The sequence below is a fragment of the Photobacterium arenosum genome (genome assembly GCF_014841115.1).
GTDB lineage: Bacteria > Pseudomonadota > Gammaproteobacteria > Enterobacterales > Vibrionaceae > Photobacterium > Photobacterium arenosum.
In genome coordinates, this window is the sequence record NZ_JACYTP010000004.1 from 31,369 (window position 1) to 55,523 (window position 24,155).

19 protein-coding genes and 1 riboswitch are annotated in these 24,155 nt (G+C 55.6%); of the genes, 2 read left to right on the plus strand and 17 right to left on the minus strand.

Annotated elements, in window-relative coordinates:
* Positions 1-37 precede the first annotated feature (37 nt).
* The 6 genes from IFO68_RS07960 to lptD form a co-directional block, all read right to left on the minus strand.
* Positions 38-847 carry a symmetrical bis(5'-nucleosyl)-tetraphosphatase gene (locus IFO68_RS07960; protein WP_192015414.1) on the minus strand — a complete coding sequence of 270 codons (810 nt, stop codon included), beginning with the start codon at positions 845-847 and terminating at the stop codon, positions 38-40.
* A gap of 12 nt (positions 848-859) precedes the next feature.
* Positions 860-1,243, minus strand: coding sequence for a Co2+/Mg2+ efflux protein ApaG (gene apaG, locus IFO68_RS07965; RefSeq protein ID WP_303459140.1), 384 nt, complete (start codon positions 1,241-1,243; stop codon positions 860-862).
* Between the two features lie 74 nt (positions 1,244-1,317).
* Entirely contained in the window at positions 1,318-2,130 is an 813-nt protein-coding gene (gene rsmA, locus IFO68_RS07970) for a 16S rRNA (adenine(1518)-N(6)/adenine(1519)-N(6))-dimethyltransferase RsmA (protein ID WP_192015416.1), read from the minus strand.
* The gene (gene pdxA / locus IFO68_RS07975) at positions 2,127-3,119 is read right to left on the minus strand and encodes a 4-hydroxythreonine-4-phosphate dehydrogenase PdxA (protein WP_192015417.1); all 993 of its coding nucleotides are present in this window, start codon (positions 3,117-3,119) and stop codon (positions 2,127-2,129) included. Before pdxA ends, rsmA begins: the two co-directional genes overlap by 4 nt.
* Complete coding sequence (surA, locus tag IFO68_RS07980; protein WP_192015418.1) at positions 3,106-4,410, minus strand: peptidylprolyl isomerase SurA; 1,305 nt, start codon at positions 4,408-4,410, stop codon at positions 3,106-3,108. Before surA ends, pdxA begins: the two co-directional genes overlap by 14 nt.
* Positions 4,411-4,468: 58 nt before the next feature.
* Entirely contained in the window at positions 4,469-6,808 is a 2,340-nt protein-coding gene (gene lptD / locus IFO68_RS07985; RefSeq protein WP_192015419.1) for an LPS assembly protein LptD, read from the minus strand.
* Between the two features lie 295 nt (positions 6,809-7,103).
* On the opposite strand from lptD, the gene djlA reads away from it, so the two are divergent.
* Positions 7,104-7,958 carry a co-chaperone DjlA gene (gene djlA, locus IFO68_RS07990; protein WP_192015420.1) on the plus strand — a complete coding sequence of 285 codons (855 nt, stop codon included), beginning with the start codon at positions 7,104-7,106 and terminating at the stop codon, positions 7,956-7,958.
* 13 nt (positions 7,959-7,971) lie between these two features.
* On the opposite strand, the gene IFO68_RS07995 is transcribed toward djlA, so the two are convergent.
* The 3 genes from IFO68_RS07995 to rapA form a co-directional block, all read right to left on the minus strand.
* On the minus strand, positions 7,972-8,925 hold the full coding sequence (locus IFO68_RS07995; protein ID WP_192015668.1) for a D-2-hydroxyacid dehydrogenase: 954 nt from the start codon (positions 8,923-8,925) through the stop codon (positions 7,972-7,974).
* Between the two features lie 123 nt (positions 8,926-9,048).
* Positions 9,049-9,741: a bifunctional tRNA pseudouridine(32) synthase/23S rRNA pseudouridine(746) synthase RluA gene (rluA, locus tag IFO68_RS08000; protein WP_192015421.1), complete on the minus strand. Its 693-nt coding sequence runs from the start codon at positions 9,739-9,741 to the stop codon at positions 9,049-9,051.
* A gap of 89 nt (positions 9,742-9,830) precedes the next feature.
* Positions 9,831-12,746: an RNA polymerase-associated protein RapA gene (rapA, locus tag IFO68_RS08005; RefSeq protein ID WP_192015422.1), complete on the minus strand. Its 2,916-nt coding sequence runs from the start codon at positions 12,744-12,746 to the stop codon at positions 9,831-9,833.
* A 287-nt stretch (positions 12,747-13,033) separates the two neighbouring features.
* Here rapA and IFO68_RS08010 point away from each other — a divergent pair, with 287 nt between their 5' ends.
* Complete coding sequence (locus IFO68_RS08010; RefSeq protein ID WP_192015423.1) at positions 13,034-14,410, plus strand: PhoH family protein; 1,377 nt, start codon at positions 13,034-13,036, stop codon at positions 14,408-14,410.
* Positions 14,411-14,447: 37 nt separating this feature from the next.
* Here IFO68_RS08010 and thiQ read toward each other — a convergent pair whose 3' ends face one another.
* The 8 genes from thiQ to leuA all read right to left on the minus strand — a co-directional run bounded on the left by thiQ (position 14,448) and on the right by leuA (position 23,774).
* Positions 14,448-15,161 carry a thiamine ABC transporter ATP-binding protein gene (thiQ, locus tag IFO68_RS08015; protein WP_192015669.1) on the minus strand — a complete coding sequence of 238 codons (714 nt, stop codon included), beginning with the start codon at positions 15,159-15,161 and terminating at the stop codon, positions 14,448-14,450.
* A 15-nt stretch (positions 15,162-15,176) separates the two neighbouring features.
* Entirely contained in the window at positions 15,177-16,790 is a 1,614-nt protein-coding gene (gene thiP, locus IFO68_RS08020; protein WP_192015424.1) for a thiamine/thiamine pyrophosphate ABC transporter permease ThiP, read from the minus strand.
* Positions 16,791-16,817: 27 nt separating this feature from the next.
* The gene (gene thiB, locus IFO68_RS08025) at positions 16,818-17,804 is read right to left on the minus strand and encodes a thiamine ABC transporter substrate binding subunit (protein WP_192015425.1); all 987 of its coding nucleotides are present in this window, start codon (positions 17,802-17,804) and stop codon (positions 16,818-16,820) included.
* 116 nt (positions 17,805-17,920) lie between these two features.
* Positions 17,921-18,023: riboswitch (TPP riboswitch) on the minus strand.
* A gap of 89 nt (positions 18,024-18,112) precedes the next feature.
* Entirely contained in the window at positions 18,113-18,892 is a 780-nt protein-coding gene (locus IFO68_RS08030; protein WP_370630666.1) for a DUF547 domain-containing protein, read from the minus strand.
* 151 nt (positions 18,893-19,043) lie between these two features.
* Positions 19,044-19,646: a 3-isopropylmalate dehydratase small subunit gene (gene leuD, locus IFO68_RS08035; protein ID WP_192015426.1), complete on the minus strand. Its 603-nt coding sequence runs from the start codon at positions 19,644-19,646 to the stop codon at positions 19,044-19,046.
* A 17-nt stretch (positions 19,647-19,663) separates the two neighbouring features.
* A complete protein-coding gene (leuC, locus tag IFO68_RS08040; protein ID WP_192015427.1) occupies positions 19,664-21,103 on the minus strand; it encodes a 3-isopropylmalate dehydratase large subunit in 1,440 nt (479 codons plus the stop codon).
* 26 nt (positions 21,104-21,129) lie between these two features.
* Entirely contained in the window at positions 21,130-22,221 is a 1,092-nt protein-coding gene (gene leuB / locus IFO68_RS08045) for a 3-isopropylmalate dehydrogenase (RefSeq protein WP_027251791.1), read from the minus strand.
* Between the two features lie 2 nt (positions 22,222-22,223).
* A complete protein-coding gene (gene leuA / locus IFO68_RS08050; protein ID WP_192015428.1) occupies positions 22,224-23,774 on the minus strand; it encodes a 2-isopropylmalate synthase in 1,551 nt (516 codons plus the stop codon).
* Positions 23,775-24,155: the final 381 nt, after the last annotated feature.

The following is a 24,155-nucleotide window of genomic DNA, read 5'->3' on the forward strand; positions in this document are numbered from 1 at the left end:
TGAGCACTGAGTGTGCGGAGAAAAAACCTTGGCCCTGTCAGAGCCTGTCTTGCTTAAACCATTGCTGGTCTTCCCAGCGCAGCATAGTGAGCTGATGGCCCCAGACACACCCGGTGTCCAGTCCGATAGCATTTTCATCCTGATAACCCATCAGAGAGGCCCAGTGGCCGAAAATAATGGTTTTTCCCAGCGGCTGCGAGCGCGCAAACTGGAACCAGGGCAGCAAATGCTCGGTGCCCGGTTCGCCCGGTGGCTGCTTGCAATGCATCTCCAGCCGGCCATCGGGATACAGATAGCGCATCCGGGTCAGCGCGTTGATGGTGTAGCGTAACCGATCCAGTCCCGCCAATGCAGGATCCCACTGTTCAGGCTCATTACCGTACATATTGCTCAGCAGCCATTGCTGCTGCTCGCTTTGTAACATGGCCTCGACGTCACGTGCACAGCGGCGGGCATCGTCGAGTTGCCATTGTGGCGGGATACCGGCATGGACCATGACAACAGGGTGTGTGGGGTGTTCGGCCAGCAGAGGCTGGCGGCTGAGCCAATCGAGTAATGCTTCACCGTCGCTGGCCTGCAAAATCTGATCAATCCGATCTTTCTGCTTGGCCTTGCCTATGCCCCGGGCCACGGCCAGTAAGTGCAAATCGTGGTTACCCAGCACGCAGGTGGCACTGTTACCCAGTGATTTCACCAGACGCAGGGTGGCCAGAGAATCCGGCCCGCGGGCAACCAGATCGCCGGCCAGCCAGAGTTCATCGTGCTGTTCACTGAAGCCTGCACGCTCGAGAAGCGTGCAGAGTTCACGGTAACAGCCCTGAATATCACCGACCAGATAGGTTGCCATGATCGACCCTGTTTAGTGAAGAATATTGGGGATAGCCAAACGGAAAGGCACGATTTCGGCATTGAACTCGTTACCATTGTCGTCAATCATGACGTAATGGCCTTCCATCACACCCAGTGGCGTTTCTATGATGGTGCCGCTGGTATAGGTGTATTCATCATTGGGGGCTATGGTAGGTTGTTCACCGACGACACCTTCACCTTCAACTACCAGTTTCTTGCCATTGGCATCTGTGATCAGCCAGCGGCGGCGAAGCAGTTGTGCGTTGCCCTGGCCCAGGTTGCAAATGGTAATGGTGTACGAAAAGACGTAGCGGTTCTGCTCAGGCTCAGACTGATCATCAATGTAATGGGTGATGACCCGGCATTTGATGGTAGGGATAACTTTGTTGTTCACCTTGCTGCTTCCTTTCTGATACGACAATGCCTTTGTGCAAGGCAGTTGCCGGGCGCCATGGCCCGGCATATTACTTAGTGGCTGTGGTTGGCATCCAGCCAGTTAGCCATAGATACAAACTGTTCAAGTGTCAGGTTTTCCGGACGCGAGCCAGGGTTAATGCCCAGGCTTTCCAGCGTGTCCACATCCATGATGGCTTTAAAGCAGTTACGCACCGTTTTACGGCGCTGGTTAAAGCCATCCCGGCAAACACGGTCCAGCCATTTCAGGTTAGTACAAGGATGCGGTAATGTTTCATACGGCGCCAGTCGAACCACAGCAGAATCTACTTTAGGTGCGGGTTTGAAGGCGCTGGGCGGCACTTCAAGCACTGGCATCACTTTGCAGTAATATTGTGCCATCACGGTCAGGCGGCCATAGGTTTTGGTGCCCGGGCCGGCAGCCAGACGATTGACCACTTCTTTTTGCAACATGAAATGCATATCTTCAATATGCTGATGGAAACTGAACAGGTGGAACATCAGCGGCGTTGAAATGTTGTAAGGCAGGTTGCCAAAAATCCGCAGTTTGTTGTTTTCCCTGATCAGCTGAGTGAAGTCGAAACGCATGGCATCGCCTTCATGGATAGTCAGCTTACCGGACAGATCCGGGTGATTGCGTAACCGCTCGGCCAGATCGCGGTCAAGTTCAATCACCGTAAATTTATCGACTTGTTTACCGACTGGCTCGGTCAGAGCGCCCAAACCAGGACCGATTTCAACCAGATTCTGGCCCGGTCTCGGGTTAATTGAGGCGACAATGTTGTCGATGATGTATTCGTCGTGCAAGAAGTTCTGGCCAAAGCGCTTACGGGCGCGGTGGCCTAAATGGACCTGATCACTGCTCATTGTTTTTTATCTACCATTTCGATGGCGTGGGTAAGCGCTGTCCAGAGGCTCCCTGTGTCCGCCTGTCCGGTACCGGCGAGTTCCAATGCGGTACCATGATCAACTGATGTTCGGATAAAAGGTAATCCCAGAGTGATATTGACGGCATTACCGAATCCTTTGAATTTCAGCACTGGCAGACCCTGATCGTGGTACATTGCCAGTACGGCATCGGCTTCGGCCAGGTACTTATCCTGGAAAATCGTATCGGCTGGCAGCGGGCCAACCAGATCCATACCGTCCTGCTCTCTCAGAACATTCAAGGCCGGAGTGATCACTTCGATCTCTTCACGGCCCAAGTGGCCATCTTCACCGGCATGCGGGTTGAGGCCACAAACATAAATTTTCGGTTGTTTGATGCCAAACTTGCTGATCAGATCGGCATGCAGCACCCGAATCACCTGATGAATACGATCTTCAGTCACCGCTTTGGCCACATAAGCCAGCGGAATGTGGGTGGTCACCAGCGCCACACGCAACCCTTCGGTTGCCAGCATCATCACCACCTGGTTGGATTGTGCCTGCTGGGCGAAAAATTCTGTGTGTCCGCTGAATGATACGCCCGCACGGTTAATGATGCCCTTATGCACCGGCCCGGTGACCAGTGCGGCAAATTCGCCGTCCATATTGCCTTCGGCAGCACGGCGGAGGGTGTCCAGCACATAATGTCCGTTGTGCTCGTCAAGCTGGCCTGGGGTCACACTGGCTTTCAGTTGGTGGCTGTCCACCACCAGAGTGCCTGCACGATGTGGCTGAGCCGGACGGCTTGGATCATAGCTGATGATTTCCAGCGGTAAGCCCAGCAGGGCCGCACGTTCTGCCATAAGTTCGGCGTTGGCACAAACTACCAGCTCGTGCGGCCACGGCTGTTGTGCCAGCGCCACGACGAGATCCGGGCCAATACCCGCCGGTTCTCCCGGCGTGATGGCAATACGTTTAACCTTGTTCATCATCAAATCCTGGTTGTTCTATATAGGCGCCGGCCCGCAGTTCCTGCAGCCACGCCTGGGCTTCCTCGTTAAATTTACGGCTGAAGAGAATCCGGTAAGCACGGTTCTTCGCGGCCGCATCGGTGCGGTCAACCTGACGGCGATCCAGCACTTCCACAATATGCCAGCCGTGTACCGTCTGGAACGGTTCACTGATGGTGCCTGCAGGCAGGGTTTCAACCTGCTGTTTGAATTCAGGGACGTAAATATCTGGCGTCTGCCAGCCCAGTTCACCGCCATTGGCCGCAGAGCCCGGATCGGCACTCAGTGCCTGGGCTGCATCAGCAAAGCTGCGCTGACCGGCGATAATGTCCTGGCGAACCTGCTCGAGCTGTTTCTTCGCTCCTTCATCGCTAAGGATGACAGAAGTTTTCAGCAGGATGTGGCGGGCATTGATTTCAGTGACTGAGACAGTCTCCTGGCCTTTCACATCATTGATTTTGAGAATGTGGTAACCCACACCGCTGCGGAATGGCCCTATGATAGCACCTTTCCCCTGACCTTGGATCTGATCGGCAAAGATAGTCGGCATTTCTTCCGGGCTCATCCAGCCCCAGGCACCCCCCTGCAGAGCTTTGGGACCATTTGACGCACTGTAGGCCAGGTTGGTGAAATCAGCCCCCTGATTCAATTGCGCCAGCAGTTCGTTGGCTTTGCGCTCGGCCGTCTGGCGCTCAGACTGACTGGCACCTTCGCCCAGGCGGATCAGGATATGGCTGACATTGTATTGCACGCTTTCCTGCTGCTGCTGGCCCAGTTGGGTCACCAGACTGTCCACTTCCTGCGGCAGAATGTTGATCCGGCGGCGCACCATAATGGTACGGGCTTCGCTGGCAGTCAGGTCACGGCGGATTTGTTCGCGGAAAATCGGGTAGCTGATGCCACCGGCTGCCAGCTCCTGCTGCAGATGGGCCACGGACATGTTTTGCTCGGCTGCAATCTGGCTGATCGCCTGATCCAGGCGGTTGTCATCAATACGGATACCAAATTGTTCTGCCTGTTGCAGCTGCAGGGTTTCCATGATGAGCTTTTCCATCACCTGATTGACCAGAATGCTGTCATCCGGCAGAGGTTGGCCCTGACGCGCCGCATTGAGGTGGACGGTTTTCAGCATCGCATCGACGTCGCTTTGCAGGATAACGCTGTCGTTAACAATAGTGACCACTTTGTCCAGTGGCTGCAGGGCGGCCAGTGAACCGGTTGTCAGGCCCAGAAGAGTCAGGCCGAGAATAAAAGACTTCCACATTTTCATATCCGTATCCAGGGCGCTTCAATGCGCGGTTGGTTAGGACGGGCCTTGGCCCGGCCTGTTAATTGTTCAGGTAGAAAGGTCGTCCGTATGCAATGGCATTGCCACTGGCTGACGACGCGCCGACGGCGGAAACCCCTGCCAGGCCAAGTAGTGAGAACGAGATACTGAAGTTCTGTTCGTACTCAACCGGCTGGGTGTTGACGTTGCTGCGCGCCACCATGTACTGGTTGTAGCCCAGCGTGATCATCCAGCAGTCGGAGCGGTAATTGAGTGAGACCTGGCCTTCCACCATCTGGTTTTCCGTTACATCGTGGTAGTAATCCCCCCGTACACTCAGTCCGGCGTGAATCGGGAATCCGGTTGAGAAGCCAATCTGAGAAATACCTTCTTGGGTGTAATTATCTATCTGGTTGTTATCCGGCAGGCTCTGCTGGATGTATTCTTTTGACACGTAGCGGTAGTTCAGCTGGCTGAACAGGCCGCCTTCGCGGTATTCCAGTGCGGCGTTGGCAAACTGCATGTCTCTTTCACTGGCATCATATTGCAGGCCGCCGTGAAAGAAGAGCCAGTCATTAAAGTTGAAATCAGACTCAAACGCCGAGGCCGAATAATTCGGCTGAGATTCGCCTTCTTCCTGCAAATTCCGGCCGGAATCGTTGAGGTAGAAAATCTGGCCAAAGGCGAGGTTGAAGCGCTCTTTCAGATTATTGTCGAAAAAGCGGGTGGTGGCACCGACAGTAAACTGGTTGGCGGCGGCAATGCGGTCGACGCTGGAGTAACGGCGATCACGGAACAAACCGTAATAATCGGTTTGCAGGATAGTGGTGTCGTATGAGCCGTAAATGTCGCTCTGTTCCACATCCTTGATGTACAGGTACTGGAGTTGCGGCTCCAGACTCTGGACATAAGCATCACCGAACAGGTCAGTATCCCGCTCGAAATACAAGCCTGTCAGCATTCGCAGACTGGGCACAGTCCGGGACGCCGTTTCTTCCAGATCTTCCAGACCGGCGATTGTGGGATCAAACTCCTGATTGTAGTAGGTGTACATCAGCTTGGCTTCCGTGGTCATTGACCACCAGGGAGTCGCGAACGGCAGCGTCAGAGACGGCTCTAAATGGACACGGTCGGCGGATGGTTTCGTCGAATCGTCATTTTCAAACCGGCTGATATGGCTCAGGAAGCCAAAGTCCAGATCATAGCCCAGTTCAGGCTCGTAGTAGTTGAAGGTCAGCTGCGGCATCAAACGGTAGTTGGATGACACACCCGGCGTCAGCGGCTGGAAGTTCCTGACCCGTAAAGTCGAGTTCCATTTTTCTTCCTGGTAGGTCACTTCGCCGGTTTGCAGCAGGTTGTTGTCTTCCCGGCGGCCGATCTCTGAATCGACATCCGAGAAATAGGTCACGTCGCTGACCTTGCTGTAATCAATGTTGAACAGCCAGTTATCCTGATACCGGCCGCTGTGGGACCAGTTGTAGGCCCAGCGTGCATCGTCAGTATCGGAGGCTTCATCGCTGCCGAGATATTCCCCTTTCAGGCTGCCTTGTCCCAGATCAGTGAGATAACGGAACTGGCTGTTGAGCTGCAAGCCGCGGTTACTCATGTATTTCGGAGTAAAGGTCAGATCGTAGTTGGGGGCAATATTCCAGTAAAACGGGGTTTCCAGCTCAAAACCGTCACGAGAGCCGTAACTCACGGTTGGATAGAGAAAACCGGTCAGCCGCTCGTCACCAACAGGTACACGCAGGTAAGGCATGTAGAACACCGGCACTTCAAGTATTTCGAACCGGGCGTTATACAGGTCAGCAAACGGTGAATCAGCTTCACGTTCAATGCTGGTGGCAGTAAATTGCCAGCTTTTATCACCGGGCGGGCAGGTAGTGTAAGTGCCGTTGCGCAGGCGATAGTAGGTCATGCCCTGCTTTTCAATTTTAGTGGCTTCACCCCGGCCGGCTTCACAGGTCAGGCTATAGACGGCGTTGTTGATTTCTGCATCGTCGGTATCCAGGTTGTTGTGCATGTTGTCAGCATAAACTTCAATGCTGCCATCGTGGAAATACACGTTGCCTTTGGCACTGACAGTATTATTTTGCTGGTTCATGGTGGCGACATCGGCCGCCACTGTCCGGTTGGATTGCCGAACCACCACATCGCCGGAGTAGGTCACACTGGCGTCGCTGTCCGCCTCTGCCTTATCGGCGGTGATTCTGATCGGGGCATTATTGGGATCACCGTCACTGGGATCCGGGGCCAGGCACATGCCTTTGACCAGAGCAAGCTCTTCCTCTGCCGTCGGGCTGGCTTCATTCTCAATGAGGGCATCATTGGCGAAAGCTGACGGGCCATATAAAGCTATGCTGATCATGGTCGCCAATAAGCTGCGAGAAGTGAATGACATTGAGATTTAATTTCCTGTGTTCATGATATAGCGCAAAGGTGTCCAGACCGGCCCTGCCGTCCCCGCAATAAAGGCTGCTATGATAAAGCAATTTCTGCTTATCGGCATCTCTATGGGGCTCTGTAATCATCGGACCGGATAAATTCATTATTGTTTTTTCTGCTATTATGCCGCGAGGTCTTTATCGGACGGCGCTGTGCTTTATGACAGCAAGTCACGCTGACAGACCTATCTCTTTTCGTAAGACTAGACGGCATTCGTGGGCACAATTTAGCAAATTACCAGAGAGTATAACATGCAGGTGTTGGGCAAGATTTTAGGGGCATTTTTTGGTTTCCTTCTTGGTGGACCTATCGGGTTGTTATTAGGCATCTTTTTGGGTCATAAGTTCGATCGGGCGCGTGCCGGTGTTTATCAGGGCGGCAGTTTTGGTCGTTTTAGCCAGGGTCAGGCAGATCAGCATGAACGTCAGGCGGCGTTTTTTCATGCGGCGTTTGCTGTGATGGGTCATATGGCCAAGGCGAAAGGCCGGGTGACCCAGGATGAAATCCGCGTCGCCAGCGCGATTATGGACCGAATGCAGCTGCATGGTGATGCCCGCCGGCTGGCTCAGGAAGCTTTTCGTGACGGCAAATCAGAAGATTTCCCCCTTCAGGAAGTGCTGGCCAGGGTGCGTCAGCAAGGGACGGGGCGGCTTGATTTGTTGCAGTTTTTTCTCGAATTGCAGATCCAGGCCGCGTTTGCCGACGGCAGCCTGCATCCGAAAGAACGTCAGTTACTGTTCGTGATTGGCCGTGCCCTGGGTTTTTCCGATCAGCAGCTGGAAAGGCGGCTGCATATGCAAGAAGCGGCGTTTCGCTTTCAGCAGGGCGGGGGCTTTTATCGCCAGCAGTCACAGCAACAGCAGGGCGGTTTTCGACAGGCACCAACCCGGGATCAGCTCAGTGATGCGTATGAACTGCTGGGCGTCGAACAACAGGCCAGTCCGAAAGATCTGAAACGGGCTTACCGCAAACTGATGAACGAGCACCATCCTGACAAACTGGCGGCCAAAGGTTTACCGCCAGAGATGATGGAGCTGGCAAAGCAGAAAGCCCAGGAACTGACGGCAGCTTACGAGCTGATAAAAAAAGAAAAAGGCTTTAAGTAAGTGGCCAGACCCCTCAGACACAGTGCTGAGGGTGGCCGGCGACAAAGCCTTCCAGATTGTCGATCAGCTGATTGGCCAGCGCCTGAATGGCCGAGTCCGCTCCCCAGGCCACATGGGGTGTCAGCAGCAGGTTTGGCAACGCTGCGTTTGCCAGCAGCGGGTTAGATTCGTCGGCGGGCTCCTGGGTAAACACATCGCACCCGGCACCGCCCAGGTGGCCGGATCGCAGTGCTTCAACCAGATCCTCTTCGTTAACCAGTCCGCCGCGGCCGGTATTGATCAGCAGGCTGCCGGGCTTCATTTGTGCCAGTTCCGGTGCCGCAATCAAATTGGTTGTTTCCTCACTGAGCGGACAGTGCAGCGTAATTGTATCGGCGGTTTGCAGCACCTGCTCAAAAGGCAGGTAACCGTCGCGGCATGATGCTGCGCCTTTGCGTTCAGCAAATACCACCTTCATACCAAGGGCTGAGGCCAGTTTAGCGACCGCCTGTCCCAGACTGCCGCTGCCGATCACCCCCAGTGTGCTGCCGGCCACATCGCCAATCGGGTGGCTGAAAAAGCAAAATTGTTTCTTCTCCTGCCAGACGCCGGCCTGAATATCTCTGTGGTACGCGAACAGGTTGCGTTTGAGCGCAAACAGCATGGCAATGACGTGCTCTGGCACCGAGCCGGTGGCATAACCGCGAATGTTACTGACCACTATGCCGTGTCCGCGGCAGTAGTCCAGATCGACATTATTGGTGCCTGTGGCGGCAATGGCGATCATTTTCAGCTGCGGCAACTGACGCAGAGTGTCAGCATTGAGCACGACTTTATTGGTGATGGCTATGGTGGCCTGTTGCAGCCGTTCAGCAACCTGCGCCGAAGAGGTGATCGGGTATTCCTGCCAGTGGTGCGCAAAGGCCGGGCGGGGCAGGGTGATCTGATGGGGGATGGTATCGCGGTCGAGAAAAACTATCTGGTGCATCACTCTGGCTCCCTGCTGATGCGTGTGGTTGATGGCACACAGTAAACACCAGCGGGTGGCAGGCTGCAAGTTGGGCAAACAAGTCTGCCGACTCAGAGGTCGGCAGCTAAGGCCGGTTGTACTTTACAGCGTCCGCTCGGGCGCGTCGGAATAGAATTCGCACGGTGCGAACACATGACGTGCTTCGTTGCTGTAGGGGTGGAAAAAGCTCAGTTCCGCCGCGTGCAGTTGCAGGCGGGGGGCCAGTGCTTTGGCCTGATCGTGGGCATAGAAACCATCGCCCAGGATCGGGTGGCCCAGCGCCAGCATGTGAACGCGAAGCTGATGAGATCGTCCTGTGACCGGGCGCAGTCTGACTAAGCTGCTCTGGCCGTCACTGGCAATCACCTCATAATGGGTCACCGAGGGTTTGCCGTCGTTAAAGCAGACTTTCTGTATCGGGCGGTTGGGCCAGTCGCAAATCAGCGGCAGATCTATGGTGCCGCTTGGCTGCTCTGGCGTGCCCCAGACCCGGGCGTAATAGACTTTTTCGGTCTGACGATCACGGAACTGGGCTTTGAGGTGCCGTTCGGCATCCTTGTTGAGCGACAGTATGATCAGGCCGGAAGTGGCCATGTCCAGACGATGCACAATCTGCGCTTTGGGATGCTCGGCCAGCACGCGGTTAAACACGCTGTCGGCATGAGCCGGATCGCGGCCGGGATTTGACAGCAAACCGGAAGGCTTGTTGACGGCTATGATATCGCGGTCGACATACAGAACATCCAGCCAGGGATCGGTAGGCGGGTTATAGTCCAGCGGTGGTAAGGGGTTCATGTTCGGGCTATCTCAGGTTGTACGCACAGGCAGCGGCGAAATGGTAACACAGGGCGGCAGGGAGTACCTACCGCCCGGATATTGCCGTATCAGTTATGGCTGACGGCGATGACACGCAGCGAATCGAGCTGAATCTGGGCTTTGCTGATGTAAGCGGTCAGATCCTGAATCTGGCTTTGCAGCAACTCCAGCTCATCGTCCCGGATGTTAGGGTTAACGGACTTCAGGGCCTGCAGACGGGCCAGCTCTGCCCCTAAGGTGTTTTCCATATCCTGTTGCGCGGCCTGGCGCACTTTGGCCAGCTCAGGTTCGATCAGCTGATCGCCAGCGGCAATCAGGGCATGGATGTCTCTCTGGACCGAATTCACCAGTTTGCTGCCCAGATGACGGTTGACCGGACTCAGCTGGCGGTTGAAGCCTTCGAACTCGACTTTATCCGACAGATTATTGCCTTTGGCATCCAGCAGGATACGGATAGGCGTGTGCGGCAGGAAGCGGCCGATGCCGGATTGTTTCGGTGCCTGGGCATCGACCACGTACACCAGCTCCAGCAACAGTGTGCCGGCGGGCAGTGCCTTGTTCTTGAGCAAAGACACCGCAGTGGTGCCGACACCTTCCGACAGCAGCAGATCAATCCCGCCCTGAATCATAGGGTGTTCCCAGCTGATAAAGTGCATGTCTTCACGCGACAGCGCGGTATCACGGTCAAAGGTAATGGTGCAGCCATCCTGCGGCAAACCCGGGAAACTCGATACCAGCATGTGCTCAGACGGGGTGATAACCAGGGCATTTTCGCCTCTGTCATCCTGATTGAGGCCCACAGTGTCAAACAGCCCCAGCGCGAAGGTCACCAGATTGGTATCGCCGTCTTTGGCGGCAATCTGCTCGACCAGCTCACGGGCGGCATCGCCACCGTTGGAATGGATCTCCAGCAGACGGTCGCGGCCCTGTTCCATTTTGCTCTTCAGCTCAGTGTGCATGCGGGCGCTGTCGGCAATCAGCGAGTCCAGCGCCTCAGCGCTATGGTTTTCACTGGCCAGCAGAGTGATCAACTGCGGCTGAATGGCTTCATACACAGCACGGCCTGTCGGGCAGGTTTCTTCAAAGGCATTGAGGCCCTCGTTATACCAGTGCGCCAGCAGCGCTTGCGAGGTGCCCTGCAGGTGCGGCACATGGATCTCGATATCCCTTTGCTGGCCGATGCGGTCCAGACGGCCGATACGCTGTTCCAGCAGATCCGGGTTGTTCGGCAGGTCGAACATTACCAGCTGGTTGGCAAACTGGAAATTGCGGCCTTCAGAGCCGATTTCAGAGCACAGCAGCACCTGCGCGCCGTCTTCTGTCTGAGCGAAGTAAGCGGCCGCTTTGTCGCGGTCGAGAATTGACATGCCTTCGTGGAACACAGTGGCCCGGATGCCTTCTTTTTCGCGCAGTGCCTGCTCCAGATTGAGCGCGGTTTGCGCGCGGGAGCAGATCACCAGCACTTTTTCATTGCGGTTGGCTTTGAGGAAATCCAGCAGCCAGCTCACCCGCGGGTCGAAGTTCCACCAGGTGGCCGATTCGCCTTCAAATTCCTGATAAATATCTTCCGGGTACAGCAGCTTGAGCACTTTTTCTTCTTCGCTGATTTTCCCCATCATCATGCCGGCGACACGCATGGCCGTGCTGTACTGAGACGGCATCGCCAGCGGGTACAGATTGAGGTGACGCTGAGGAAAGCCCTGCACCGCTGCACGGGTGTTACGGAACAGCACGCGACCGGTACCGTGGCGGTCCATCAGGTTGTCGACCAGCTCCTGTCGCGCGGCATGCTGGGCGTGTTCGTCGCCCTGCGTGGTCAGTGTGTCCAGCAGCGGGGCAATGTCCTGCTCTGGCAGCAGATTGATCAGTGTCGCGCGGCTGTCGTCGTCCAGTTTTTTGCCGGCCAGCAGGTCTGACACGGCATCGGCGACCGGGGCGTACTGGCGCTCTTCATCGAGAAAGGCATCGTAGTCGTAGAAGCGATCCGGGTCGAGCAGGCGCAGGCGGGCGAAGTGGCTCTGATGGCCCAGCTGATCCGGCGTGGCCGTCAGCAGCAGGCAGCCCGGGGTTTTCTCGGCCAGGGCTTCCACCACCTGGTACTCACGGCTTGGCGCCTCTTCACTCCACACCAGGTGGTGGGCTTCATCGACTACCAGCAGATCCCAGTCGGCGTCCAGCGCCTGTTCGAAACGGCGGCGGCTCTTGCGCAGAAAATCCAGTGAGCACAGCACGTATTGCGCGGTATCAAACGGATTGGCCGCATCGGCAATGGCCTCGACACAGCGCTCTTCATCGAAGATAGAAAAATACAGGTTGAAGCGGCGCATCATCTCAACCAGCCACTGATGCTGCAGGGTTTCCGGCACCAGGATCAGAATACGCTCAGCGCGTCCCGCCAGCACCTGCTGGTGGATGATCATCCCGGCTTCAATGGTTTTACCCAGGCCCACTTCGTCGGCCAGCAGGACACGGGGGGCAAAACGGCGGCCCACTTCATGGGCGATGAACAGCTGGTGCGGGATCAGGCCGGCACGCATCCCGCACAAGCCGCGCAGCGGGCTCTTGTGCTGCTGGTGCTGGTTTTTCAGGGCACGGTAGCGCAGGGCGAAACGGTCCATGCGGTCAATCTGACCGGCGAACAGCTTGTCCTGCGGCTTGTTAAAACGAATCTGGTTGCTGAGGAAGATTTCGCGCAACGATACATTTTCTTCCCCGGTATCGGTACGGGTGCCGACATAGGTCAGCACCCCTTGTTGTTCTTCCACTTGCTCGACCCTGAGCGACCAGCCTTCCTGACTCTCAGTCACATCACCGGCGTTGAACATCACGCGGGTGACAGGGGCATCATGGCGGGCATACACGCGATTCTCTTCGCTGGCGGCAAACATAAGGGTGACAGTACGCGCATCCATGGCGGCCACAGTTCCTAACCCTAAATCACTTTCCGTGTCACTGATCCAGCGTTGACCCAAAGCAAATGGCATAGTGGAAAAAACCTTCTAAATATTTGAAATCAAGGAGAATTGGATCCCGGCGACGATGAATAAATCAACTACACTGAAATTAAGTGTAAGCCACAAATGGCGCCGGCAAAAAAGGGGGCTAATGGTACTGCATGATGGGAGCCAGGTCACGGGCTAAGTGATGGACCCATCAAGTGAGAAAATTGTCACAATATTTTCATTTTTTGCGGTCATTAATGAAAAGCGGGTTTAGGCTTATTAATGATAGCCTTTGCCAATGGCTATTTCAGGTGAACAAGGAGACGTCTATGGACGATGCTGATAGGAAAGTCTTTGTACTTGATACCAACATCCTGTTACATGAACCCCTCGCCATCTACTCTTTCAAAGAGCACGACGTAGTGATTCCCATGACGGTCCTGGAAGAACTCGACCGGATCAAAGACAGCAAACGCGACGTTGCCCGCGATGCCCGTGTTGCTATCCGCGCCCTCGAAGATATCTTCCACGATGCCACGCCGGAACAAATCTCAGCCGGGATCCCCCTGACTGAGCAAGGTGATCACAAAGGCCGTATCGCGATTTTCGCCGATTACGAAATCCACGAAACTGTGCATGCCTTTGCCGACAAGGCCGGTGACAACCGTATTCTCAATGGGGTGCTCTACCTCCAGAATCATTATGCGCCGCGCAAGGTGGTGCTGATCACTAAAGACATCAATATGCGCCTGCGTGCCAAAGGCGCCGGGGTGTTTTACGTCGACGATTACCGGTCAGATCAGCTGATTGATGATGTCAGCCTGCTGACCAAAGGGTTCCACCGCTATCCGGCCAGTTTCTGGGAGCGTGTGGGTGAGTGCCATTCTGAAAAACGCGGCCGTTCGACCTTGCATACGCTGCCGCAAGAGCTGTTTGATTCGCCTTTCGTCAACCAGTACCTGATTGATGAAGATACCGATTTCGCTGCCCGGATTCAGAGTCTGGACGGGGAAATGGTCACCCTGAAAGATCTGGGGCATGAGCGCCTGATGCACCGCCAGGCATGGGGTATTCATCCGAAGAACATTTATCAGGGAATGGCGATGGACGCGCTGCTCGATCCTGATATCGATCTGGTGATCCTGACCGGCCCGGCCGGGTGTGGTAAGACGATCCTCGCGATGGCTGCCGCACTGGAGCTGGTGATAGAAAAAGGCATGTACGACAAGATCATTGTCACCCGCAATACCCCGGACATTGCTGAATCTATCGGTTTCCTGCCGGGCACGGAAGAAGAGAAAATGATGCCCTGGCTGGCGGCAGTGACAGACACCATGGAGGCCTTGCATAAGCACGATGTCTGCACTGACGGTTCGATGAAATATATCTTCGAAAAAGCCAATATCCAGTTCAAATCGATTAACTTTATGCGCGGCCGCTCTATCCAGAACGCTTTCGTGTTGCTGGATGAGTGTCAGAACCTGACCGCGTCGCAAATCAAGACCATCATCACCCGCTGTGGTGAGGGCACTAAGCTGGTCTGTTCCGGTAATCTGGCGCAGATCGATTCCACTTACCTGTCGCCTGTGACATCAGGCTTAACCTATATCGTTGAACGATTTAAGAATTTCGAGGGCAGCGCCAACATTTACCTCAATGGTGTGGTGCGCAGCCGTCTGGCGGAATTTGCTGAAGAAAATCTGTAATTCACTGGGCGGGATCCGCTGAGCGGATCTTAAGCATTCATCGCCCGAGGTACTTCCTTAATCTTTCATCTTCCGGCTCCCCCAGCACTTGCTGGGTGGGGCCGCATACCCGGATTTCACCCTGCTCGACAAAGGCACAGTGATCGGCAATCTTCAGCGCATCGTCCGGACTGTGGGTGATCATCAGCACAGTGATCCCGGCTTCCTTGGCCAGACTGGCGATCAGATCCAGCATTTCCTGCCGCAGCGCCGGATCCAGTGCGGAAAACGGCTCATCGAGCAACAGCAGAGGTCGGTGTCTGACCAGGCTGCGTGCCACGGCCACCCGCTGTTTCTGGCCGCCGGACAGCTGCTCAGGCAGGCGATCCAGATAATGAGCGATGCCGACCCGCGCTGCCGCATCTTTGACCTGAGCCTGATCAGCGGTGCTGAGGCGCAGCCCGGGATGGATACCCAGAGCAATATTGTCAAACACGCTCAGATGCGGAAACAGGTTGTGATCCTGAAACAGGATCGACAGCGGCCGCTCGGCCGGATTCTGCCTGTCGATCACTTCACCGTTGATCCTCAGTTCGCCGCTGTCCGGCTTGAGAAAACCGGCGATCATCGCCAGCAGGGTACTTTTGCCCGCCCCGCTGGGGCCGATCACCGCCAGAATATCTCCCTGCGCGACCGACAAATCAAAGCTGAGCTGCATAGACTCCTGATTTTGGTGACGGTAGCAATGGCTCAGTTGAGATAAAGAGAGCATAGGTGAGATCATAAGTTATCCGTTAGCAGTGCGGTCAGACGAGGGATGTCGGGACAATAACAGGCTTTCCACCACAGTGAAAATACCCAGGCTGAGCAAGAGCAGCAGCAGGGCGGCAACGGCGGCAGCATCCATCTGATAGCTGTCCATCAGCTGGAATAGGTACAGGGGCAGGGTCTGAAAATCCTGGCTGCCGAACAGCGCAATGGCACCCAGATCGCCCAGTGACAACACGAAGCTGATCGCCATCGCCTGGGCCATAGGTTTGCGCAGTGCCCGCCATTCCACCAGATACAGGCGCGACAGGCCGCGCATGCCCAAACTCTGGCACAGCGGGTTGTATTGCTGCGCGAGATGCAGCATTGGCTGGCTCAGGGTTTTGATGACATAAGGCAGTGCCATCAGGGCATTGACGGCCACTACCACCCAGAAGGCCGAGGCAAAGACGTCGGTGAATTCGCGCAGCAGCAGAAACAGACCTGTGCTGATCACCAGCCCGGGTGTGACCAGAATAATGGTACCGATCAGCTCCAGCCCGTCGGCAGAGAGGCGGTAGCGCTGCAGCCGCCAGTAACGGCTGGCACAGAGTATGGCGATACCGCTGATCAGTGCCAGCAGGCAGGCCAGCAGCGCGATTTGCAATGAATGGCTGATCGCCTGCCACAGGGCGGGGGTGCTCAGCAGCTGTGGCAGCTGGTCATTGAGCCCGGCGCTCAGTACTGCCAGCATAGGCGGCAGTACCAGCAGCAGTACTAAGCCAATCCAGCATCCGTCCCATATCCTTGCTGTGCGACTGTCGAGATAATTCGGATGCCCCTGGCGGACCCGGCCGCTGAGTGTGGACAGCGGTTTGGCAAAGCGCTGGCTGAACAACACCATCGAGCAGCACAGTAGCATCTGCCATAATGCCAGCATGGCACCAGCGGCTAAATCAAAGTCGTATCTCAGCGCCTGATAGATGGCCAGCTCAATCGTGGTGGCTTTCGGGCCGCCGCCCAGCGACATAATCACCGCAAAGCTGGTAAAGCACAGCATGAACACCAGCCCGGCGATCTGAGGCAGTTGCTGACGCAGCCGCGGCCAGGCAACCAGCCGGAACAGTGGCCAGCCTTTCATGCCCAGGTGGGCTGCAAGCTGATGCTGTTCGGCCGGAATACTTTCCAGGCTTTGCAACAGCAACCGGCTCGCCAGCGGCAGGTTGAGAAAGACATGAGCGAGCAGAATGCCGTTCAGACCGTAGATGCTGAACGGCAGGGTCATGTCCAGCCTTGCCAGTGCTTGTGCCAGCAAACCGCTGTTGCCATAGATAGCCAGCAAACCAAACACCGCCACCAGTACCGGCAGCACCACCGTCATGGCAAACAACCTGAGTAATACAGTCCGGCCCGGAAAACGCCGCCGGGACAGGGCGTAAGCAACAGGGATTGCCGGAATCACACTGAGCAGAGTTGATAACAGGGCCTGTTTAAAGCTGAAGACCGTGACATGACGCAGGTAAGGATCCTGCCACAAGCTGAGCGGTTGCAGTTCGGTGGCCTGACTCAGCAGCGCGCTGAGCGCTCCGCCGACCACAAGCAGTATCAGCCCGGCGCTTAACAGGCCGGGCAGGCTGGAACGGGAGAGTAACAAGAGCTGTCCTATTGCACTACAGTTGCATTACTGGGTCAGGGCCGTCTGCCACTCGCGAATCCAGCTTTTACGCTCTTTCGCGACTTCATCGGCGGAAAATTCCAGCGACTTGGCAGGCAAGGTCAGGCTGCTGAACCCTTCAGGCAGCTCCTGGCCGGTGACCGGATACATCCAGTTGCCCGTTGGAATGTGTGACTGGAAGCCCGGCGTCAGGATGAAGTTAAGAAACTGCTCGGCCAGCTCACTGTTGCGGCTGTTTTTGAGCTTAGCGGCAACTTCCACCTGCATATAGTGGCCTTCGCTGAAGTTGGCGGCTTTGTACTTGTCTTCTTGTTCGGCAATCAGGTGGTAGGCCGGTGATGTGGTGTAAGAGAGCACCAGATCGGCTTCGCCGTTGAGGAACATGCTGTAAGCCTCTGACCAGCCTTTGGTCACAGTCACGGTTTTTTTCGCCAGTTGCTGCCAGGCAGTGGCGGCTTGGTCACCATAGACAGATTTCACCCACAGCATCAGACCCTGTCCCGGCGTTGAGGTACGGGGATCCTGGTAAATCATCGTCAGATCGTCGCGCTCAACCAGCGCTTTCAGGCTGTCTGGCGGGTTATTCAGTTTCTTGCTGTCATAAATGAAAGCGAAGTAACCGTAATCGAAAGGGACAAAGGTGTCATCTTGCCAGCCGCCCGGAATAGTGACCGCCGCGGTATCCACCTGGTGAGTGGTCAGCAGCCCGGTTTTTTTGGCTTCCGTCATCAGGTTGTTATCCAGCCCTAACAGCAGGTCGGCTTTGCTGCTTTTGCCTTCCAGACGGACACGGTTGAGGATGGATACACCATCGTCCAGGGCGACAAACTGCAGATCGCAGCCGCACTCTTTCTCAAACGCGGTTTCGATGGCCGGACCCGGTCCCCAATCCGCGGTAAAAGAGCTGTAGGTGTAAACCGTCAAGGTCGGTTGAGCGGCGGCGGCAGACGTGGCGGCAGCCAGCAGGGGTAAGGTTAACAGTAAGTGTTTCACAAAGCGCTCCTGAGTTCCTGTAAGACAGGGAATTCCGATTTCTTCAAGGCGCGGGGTTGAGTGAGAGGGAAGGTTTCCGGAAAGGCACGAACCGGGGATAAAGGTGTGCTTTCTTGTCTCTCAGTTTTTCTCAATTCCTCCGCCAGCATGATCTGGTTCAGGTTCAATGGGTCCCGTACGCAGTACGATCTCAGCCCTAAGGCTCCCCATGAGAACGGCTCTCATTGTAAACGCGGCCGACACAGGTTGCCAGCCACAATTGCGGCTGGCTGTGATTCCTGAGCTGCAAGTTAAATTGTCAGGCGAGGCTATTTGATCTCATTGAGCCGCCAGTCGTAATCGTAACTGGGCGATACCAGCGTCACCGGCCGGTTGAGGTAAGTGTTCAGATGTTTTTGCAGCTCAGCCAGAGTACCGAAATCACTCTGATACCAGTCATAAATTGACGACAGACGGACACTCTGGCCGCGCACATCAACCCCTTTTTCGCTGTTGATAAAGCGCTTGGCAGCTTCATCCAGCTGCTCGTTCAGCTTATCGGCCTGCATGACCTCAGGGAGCAGATCCGGGCAGCCCAAGCTGGCACAGTTCACCACATAGTGAATACGCTCGTCCTGCCAGATAGGGCGCAGGATCCTGTGTTCAATATCATTGAGCGACAATTTTTGTCCGCGGATAGTGATCAGTTTTTCATCCCAGGGACCGAAGTTGAATATGCCGCCGAGTTTGGTGATCGAGCTGACCGGATAGTTGTCCAGAATCACTCTGACGGTCAGAGCGTTATACAAATTTACCCAGTAGGCAAATTGTTCATTGCGGTTGTAGCGGCGCGGATCCAGCGCGGTGAGTTCACTCAGATAGCGTGCCAGAGCCGCTTTATCCTGCTGGCTGACCGCGGCATAACGAAAGCGGGTCTGTTTGGGGGCGACCAGCAGATAGTCGTTGAGCAGGCCCTGCCAGAGAGTGTGGTCAATTTTTGCGGTATTGCTGGGGTTGCTGGCTTGCCACAAAGGCCAGAGATCGGCTTTGGGGGCGGCCAGTGCCGTTGAAGACAGGCTGAGCAATGTCATCAGGAGCAAGACGGTCAGGGTTTGGCGTAGCGGATACATGTGAACACCTCTGTAAAAAGATTGATATTCAACAGACCGAAGCAAGGGGGTGTTTCTTTCCGGTGCAGGCGCTTAACAAAACACCCTGCCGGAGCAGGGTGTCTGAGCCAGTCAGCAATGACAGTATAGATCAGGCCAGAAAGGCCGGGATCTTACTTTCATATTCAGCGATTTTATCTTCGTGCTGCAGGGTCAGGCCGATGTTGTCCAGACCGTTCAGCAGGCAGTGGCGGCGGAACTCGTCAATCTCGAAGCTGTAGGACTTGCCGTTGGCGCTGACCGTCATGCTTACCAGATCTACTGTCACTTCGGCGCCCTGGTTGGCGTCGACAAACTGGAAGATCTCATCAACTTCGGCATCTGTCAGGCGCACAGGTACCATCTGGTTGTTGATCGCGTTGCCATAGAAAATATCGGCAAAGCTCGGCGCAATGATGATGTTGATACCGTAATCAGCCAGCGCCCAGGGCGCGTGCTCGCGTGATGAACCACAGCCGAAGTTTTCACGGGCCAGCAGGATACTGGCACCCTGATAGCGCGGGTGGTTCAGAACGAACTCAGGATTAGGCTGTTCGCCGGCGTCATCAAGAAAGCGCCAGTCGTGAAACAGGTGCTTACCGAAACCGGTACGGTTTACTTTCTGCAAAAACTGCTTTGGAATGATGGCGTCAGTGTCGACGTTCGCGGCATCCAGTGGCACCACCAGTCCTGTGTGTTGTTTGATTCCTGCCATGGTTGTTCCCTCTTAAATTAGGCGGTGGCGACGGTGGCTTTGTCCAGCTCGCGGATGTCGACGAAGTGGCCGGCACAGGCAGCGGCGGCGGCCATCGCCGGGCTGACCAGATGGGTGCGGCCATCGCGGCCCTGACGGCCTTCAAAGTTACGGTTACTGGTCGAAGCGCAGCGCTCACCCGGACCTAAGCGATCGTTGTTCATCGCCAGACACATAGAGCAGCCAGGCAGGCGCCATTCAAAACCGGCTTCGATGAAGATCTTGTCCAGCCCTTCCTGCTCGGCCTGCGCTTTGACCTGCTCAGAACCGGGAACCACCAGCGCCTGAACATTGGGGGCCACTTTGCGGCCTTTGGCGACAGCGGCGGCAGCTCGCATATCTTCAATACGTGAGTTGGTGCAAGAACCGATGAAGACTTTATCAATCGGGAAATCCACCAGTTTTTTACCCGCTTCCAGGCCCATGTAAGCCAGTGCTTTGGCGGCAGAAGAGCGCTCAACGGCATCGCTGAAGCTGTCTGGTGCCGGAATCGGCTCATCAATGGCAATTACCTGACCCGGGTTGGTGCCCCAGGTAACCTGTGGTTTGATGTCTTTGGCATCCAGGGTCACCACGTGGTCGAACTGTGCACCGGGATCGGATTTCATTGTCTGCCAGTATGCAACGGCAGCTTCAAAGTCGGCGCCGGTCGGGGCAAAGTTACGGCCCTGGATGTAATCAAAGGTGGTCTGATCCGGTGCGATCAGGCCCGCTTTGGCACCCAGCTCAATCGCCATGTTACAGACCGTCATCCGGCCTTCCATGCTCAGATCCGTGATAGCTTCTCCACAGAATTCCACTACATAGCCGGTACCGCCGGCGGCTGTGGTTTTGCCGATGATCGCCAGGATGATGTCTTTGGCTGTGATGCCAGGGGCCACTTTGCCTCTGACTTCAATTTTCATGGTTTTGGCGCGGGCTTGTTTCAGGGTCTGGGTGGCCAGAACGTGCTCAACCTCAGACGTACCGATACCGAAGGCCAGCGCGCCGAACGCCCCATGGGTGGCGGTGTGGGAATCGCCACACACGATAGTCATGCCCGGCAGGGTAATACCCAGCTCAGGCCCCATGACATGGACTATGCCCTGATATTTATGGTTCAGATCATACAGGGTGACGCCAAAATCTTTACAGTTCTTAGCCAGAGTTTCCATCTGGATACGGGCCATCTCACCCGATGCATTGATGTCTTTGGTCTGCGTCGAGACGTTGTGGTCCATAGTGGCGAAGGTCTTGCCGGTCTGGCGAACCTGACGGCCTTTTTCACGCAAACCGTCAAAGGCCTGCGGCGAAGTGACTTCGTGCACCAGGTGGCGGTCGATATACAGGATCGGGTTTTCACCTTCGGCGGCTACCACGACGTGGGCATCATAGACTTTTTCGTACAGCGTTTTGGCTGTGTGTGTTGTGTTTGACATTGCTCGTTTGCTCCTCGTCGTTCGGCTTACGCCTGGCGGATGTAGGCGGCGATTTTATCGCCCATGGCGTCGGTAGACAGGGCTGGGCGGCTGCCGGCCAGATCGGCGGTCAGCTCACCGGCTTCCAGTGCCTGGGAGACGGCTTGCTCAATGGCGCGTGCCGCTTCTTCTTGTTCCAGACTGTAGCGCAGCATCAGGGCCGCCGACAGGATTTGTGCCACCGGGTTGGCGATGTTTTTACCGGCGATATCCGGCGCTGAACCGCCTGCCGGCTCATACATGCCGAACTTGTCCTGGTTCAGGCTGGCCGAAGGCAGCATGCCCATAGAGCCGGTGATCATGGCGCATTCGTCAGAAATAATGTCACCGAAGATGTTGGAACACAGCATGACGTCAAACTGCGACGGATCTTTGATCAGCTGCATGGTGGCGTTGTCTATATACATGTGGCTCAGTTCGACATCCGGGTAATCTTTGGCGATACCTTCCACCACTTCGCGCCACAGGATAGAGCTTTGCAGCACGTTGGCTTTGTCGATGGAGCAGACTTTCTTGCGGCGCAGACGGGCAGATTCAAAGGCGATACGGGCGATACGCTCGATTTCATAGCGATGATAGATCTCGGTATCATAGGCCTTTTCCATCGCGCCTTCCCCTTCGCGGCCTTTTGGCTGACCGAAGTAGATGCCGCCGGTCAGCTCACGCACCACTACTATGTCAAAACCACGCTCGGAGATGTCGGCACGCAACGGAGAAAAGGCTTCCAGACCATTGTGGATCTGCGCCGGACGCAGGTTACAGAACAGCTGGAAGTGTTTGCGCAGCGGCAACAGCGCACCGCGTTCCGGTTGTTCATTGGCGGGCAGGTGTTCCCATTTCGGGCCGCCCACCGAGCCGAACAGCACTGCATCGGCAGCTTCACAGCCTTTCAGAGTGTGGTCCGGTAACGGCGAGCCGTGATTGTCGATGGCAATACCACCCACATCATATTCTTCACGGTCCAGGGTGAAGCCAAAACGGGCTTCAATGGCGTCCAGCACTTTGTGTGCCTGACGCATGACTTCCGGACCAATCCCGTCGCCGGATAACACGGCAATTTTATAGCGTTGACCTGCCATGGTTATACTGTCTCCATTTTTGTTTTCTGTTTAATTTCTGCAATTTGCTCGGCGCGGTGAATGCTGTTGATCACATGCAGCAGAGCCTGTCCGGACGCTTCAACAATGTCGGTTGCCAGACCGGTACCGTGGTATTTACGGCCTTTGTAATTGGCAATGATATCCGCCTGACCCAGGCCGTCTTCCCCTTCGCCTTTGGCGGTCAGGTCAAACTTATCCAGGGCGATCTCATAGCCGGTTAAGCGGTAGATACACTGGTACAGCGCATCCACCGGACCATTACCGACTGCCGCTTCACATTTCTCTTCGTCACCGCACAGCAGCTTGATGCTGGTGGTGGCCATGACGCTGCCCGATTGCACGCTCAGGTAGTTCAGCTTGAAGTAATCGTCTTCCTCGCGCATGTTGGCGAAGTACATCAGAGCTTCCAGATCGTAATCGAACACCTGGCCTTTGCGGTCGGCCAGCTTCAGGAAGTCGGCGTACAGGGTGTCCAGGTTGTACTCGTTGTCGTTGTAACCCATGCTGTCCATGTGGCTCTTGACGGCCGCGCGGCCGGAGCGGCTGGTCAGGTTCAGCGCCTGGTTCTTCAGGCCGATAGATTCCGGCGTCATGATCTCGTACGTGTTCTTGTTCTTCAGTACGCCGTCCTGGTGGATACCCGACGAGTGGCTGAAGGCATTGGCACCGACAATGGCTTTATTGGACTGAATCGGCATGTTGCACAGCTGGCTGACCATCTTGCTGGTGCGGGAAATTTCTTCGTGTTTGATATTGGTGCTGACACCCAGCAGCTCGGCGCGGGTTTTGATGATCATGGCGATCTCTTCCAGCGCGCAGTTACCGGCACGCTCGCCAATCCCGTTAATCGTTCCCTCTACCTGGCGGGCACCGGCCTGAATGGCGGCCATGGAGTTGGCGACCGACATGCCCAAATCATCGTGGCAGTGTACCGAAATGACTGCTTTGTCTATGTTTGGCACCCGGTTAAACAGCTGACTGATAATGCCGCCAAATTCGCTGGGCAGGGTGTAGCCTACGGTATCGGGGATGTTAACTGTGGTCGCACCGGCCTTGATGGCGGCTTCGACCATGCGGCACAGATTATCTATCGGGGTACGGCCGGCATCTTCGCAGGAAAACTCCACATCGTCCGTATACTTGCGGGCACGGGTAACGGCAGCCACCGCCATGTCGATAACATCATCGTAGCTGCGGCGCAGTTTGTCCTGAACATGGATGGTGGAGGTGGAGATGAAAGTGTGGATTCGGAAGGCTTCGGCAACTTTTAACGACTCGGCAGCGACATCAATGTCGTTCGCCACGGCACGGGACAAGGCACAGACGCGGCTGTTCTTGATGTGCCTGGCGATGGTCTGCACCGATTCAAAATCGCCCGGCGAGGACACCGGGAAGCCAGCTTCAATGATATCTACACCCAGACGCTCCAGTGCGTAGGCAATCTGCAGCTTCTCTTTCACGGTTAAGCTCGCGGACAGGGCCTGTTCGCCGTCGCGCAAGGTGGTGTCGAATATAATGACCTGATCGTTCATGATTGCTTCCTTTTTAGTTGGCCTGCCTGTCTATGATGGCTGGGTCGCGTCCTGTACGCCGGGCCTTTATACGAAAAACCCGCGCTTGGGCGCGGGTTAATCTGAATTTTTAGCGGTGAATTTCACCCATCAGCTACCCACGCGACTGGTCACGAGAAGGAGTAGGCTGAGGAGAAGGGTGAATTGTGTTTGCATTGTTTTTTTGATCCGCTGTGTTGTTGACCAAAGGAATATCAAATTGTACAGACTAGCGTCAAGCGATAATTGTATCTTTATGCATTTTCGATAGGAGAGCGGAGGCGTCTGACTCCTTTTGGCGATAGCGCAACAGTGGCCGGCACCATCCGGTAGCGCAAAGACGGCGATTGTCATTATCCCTCC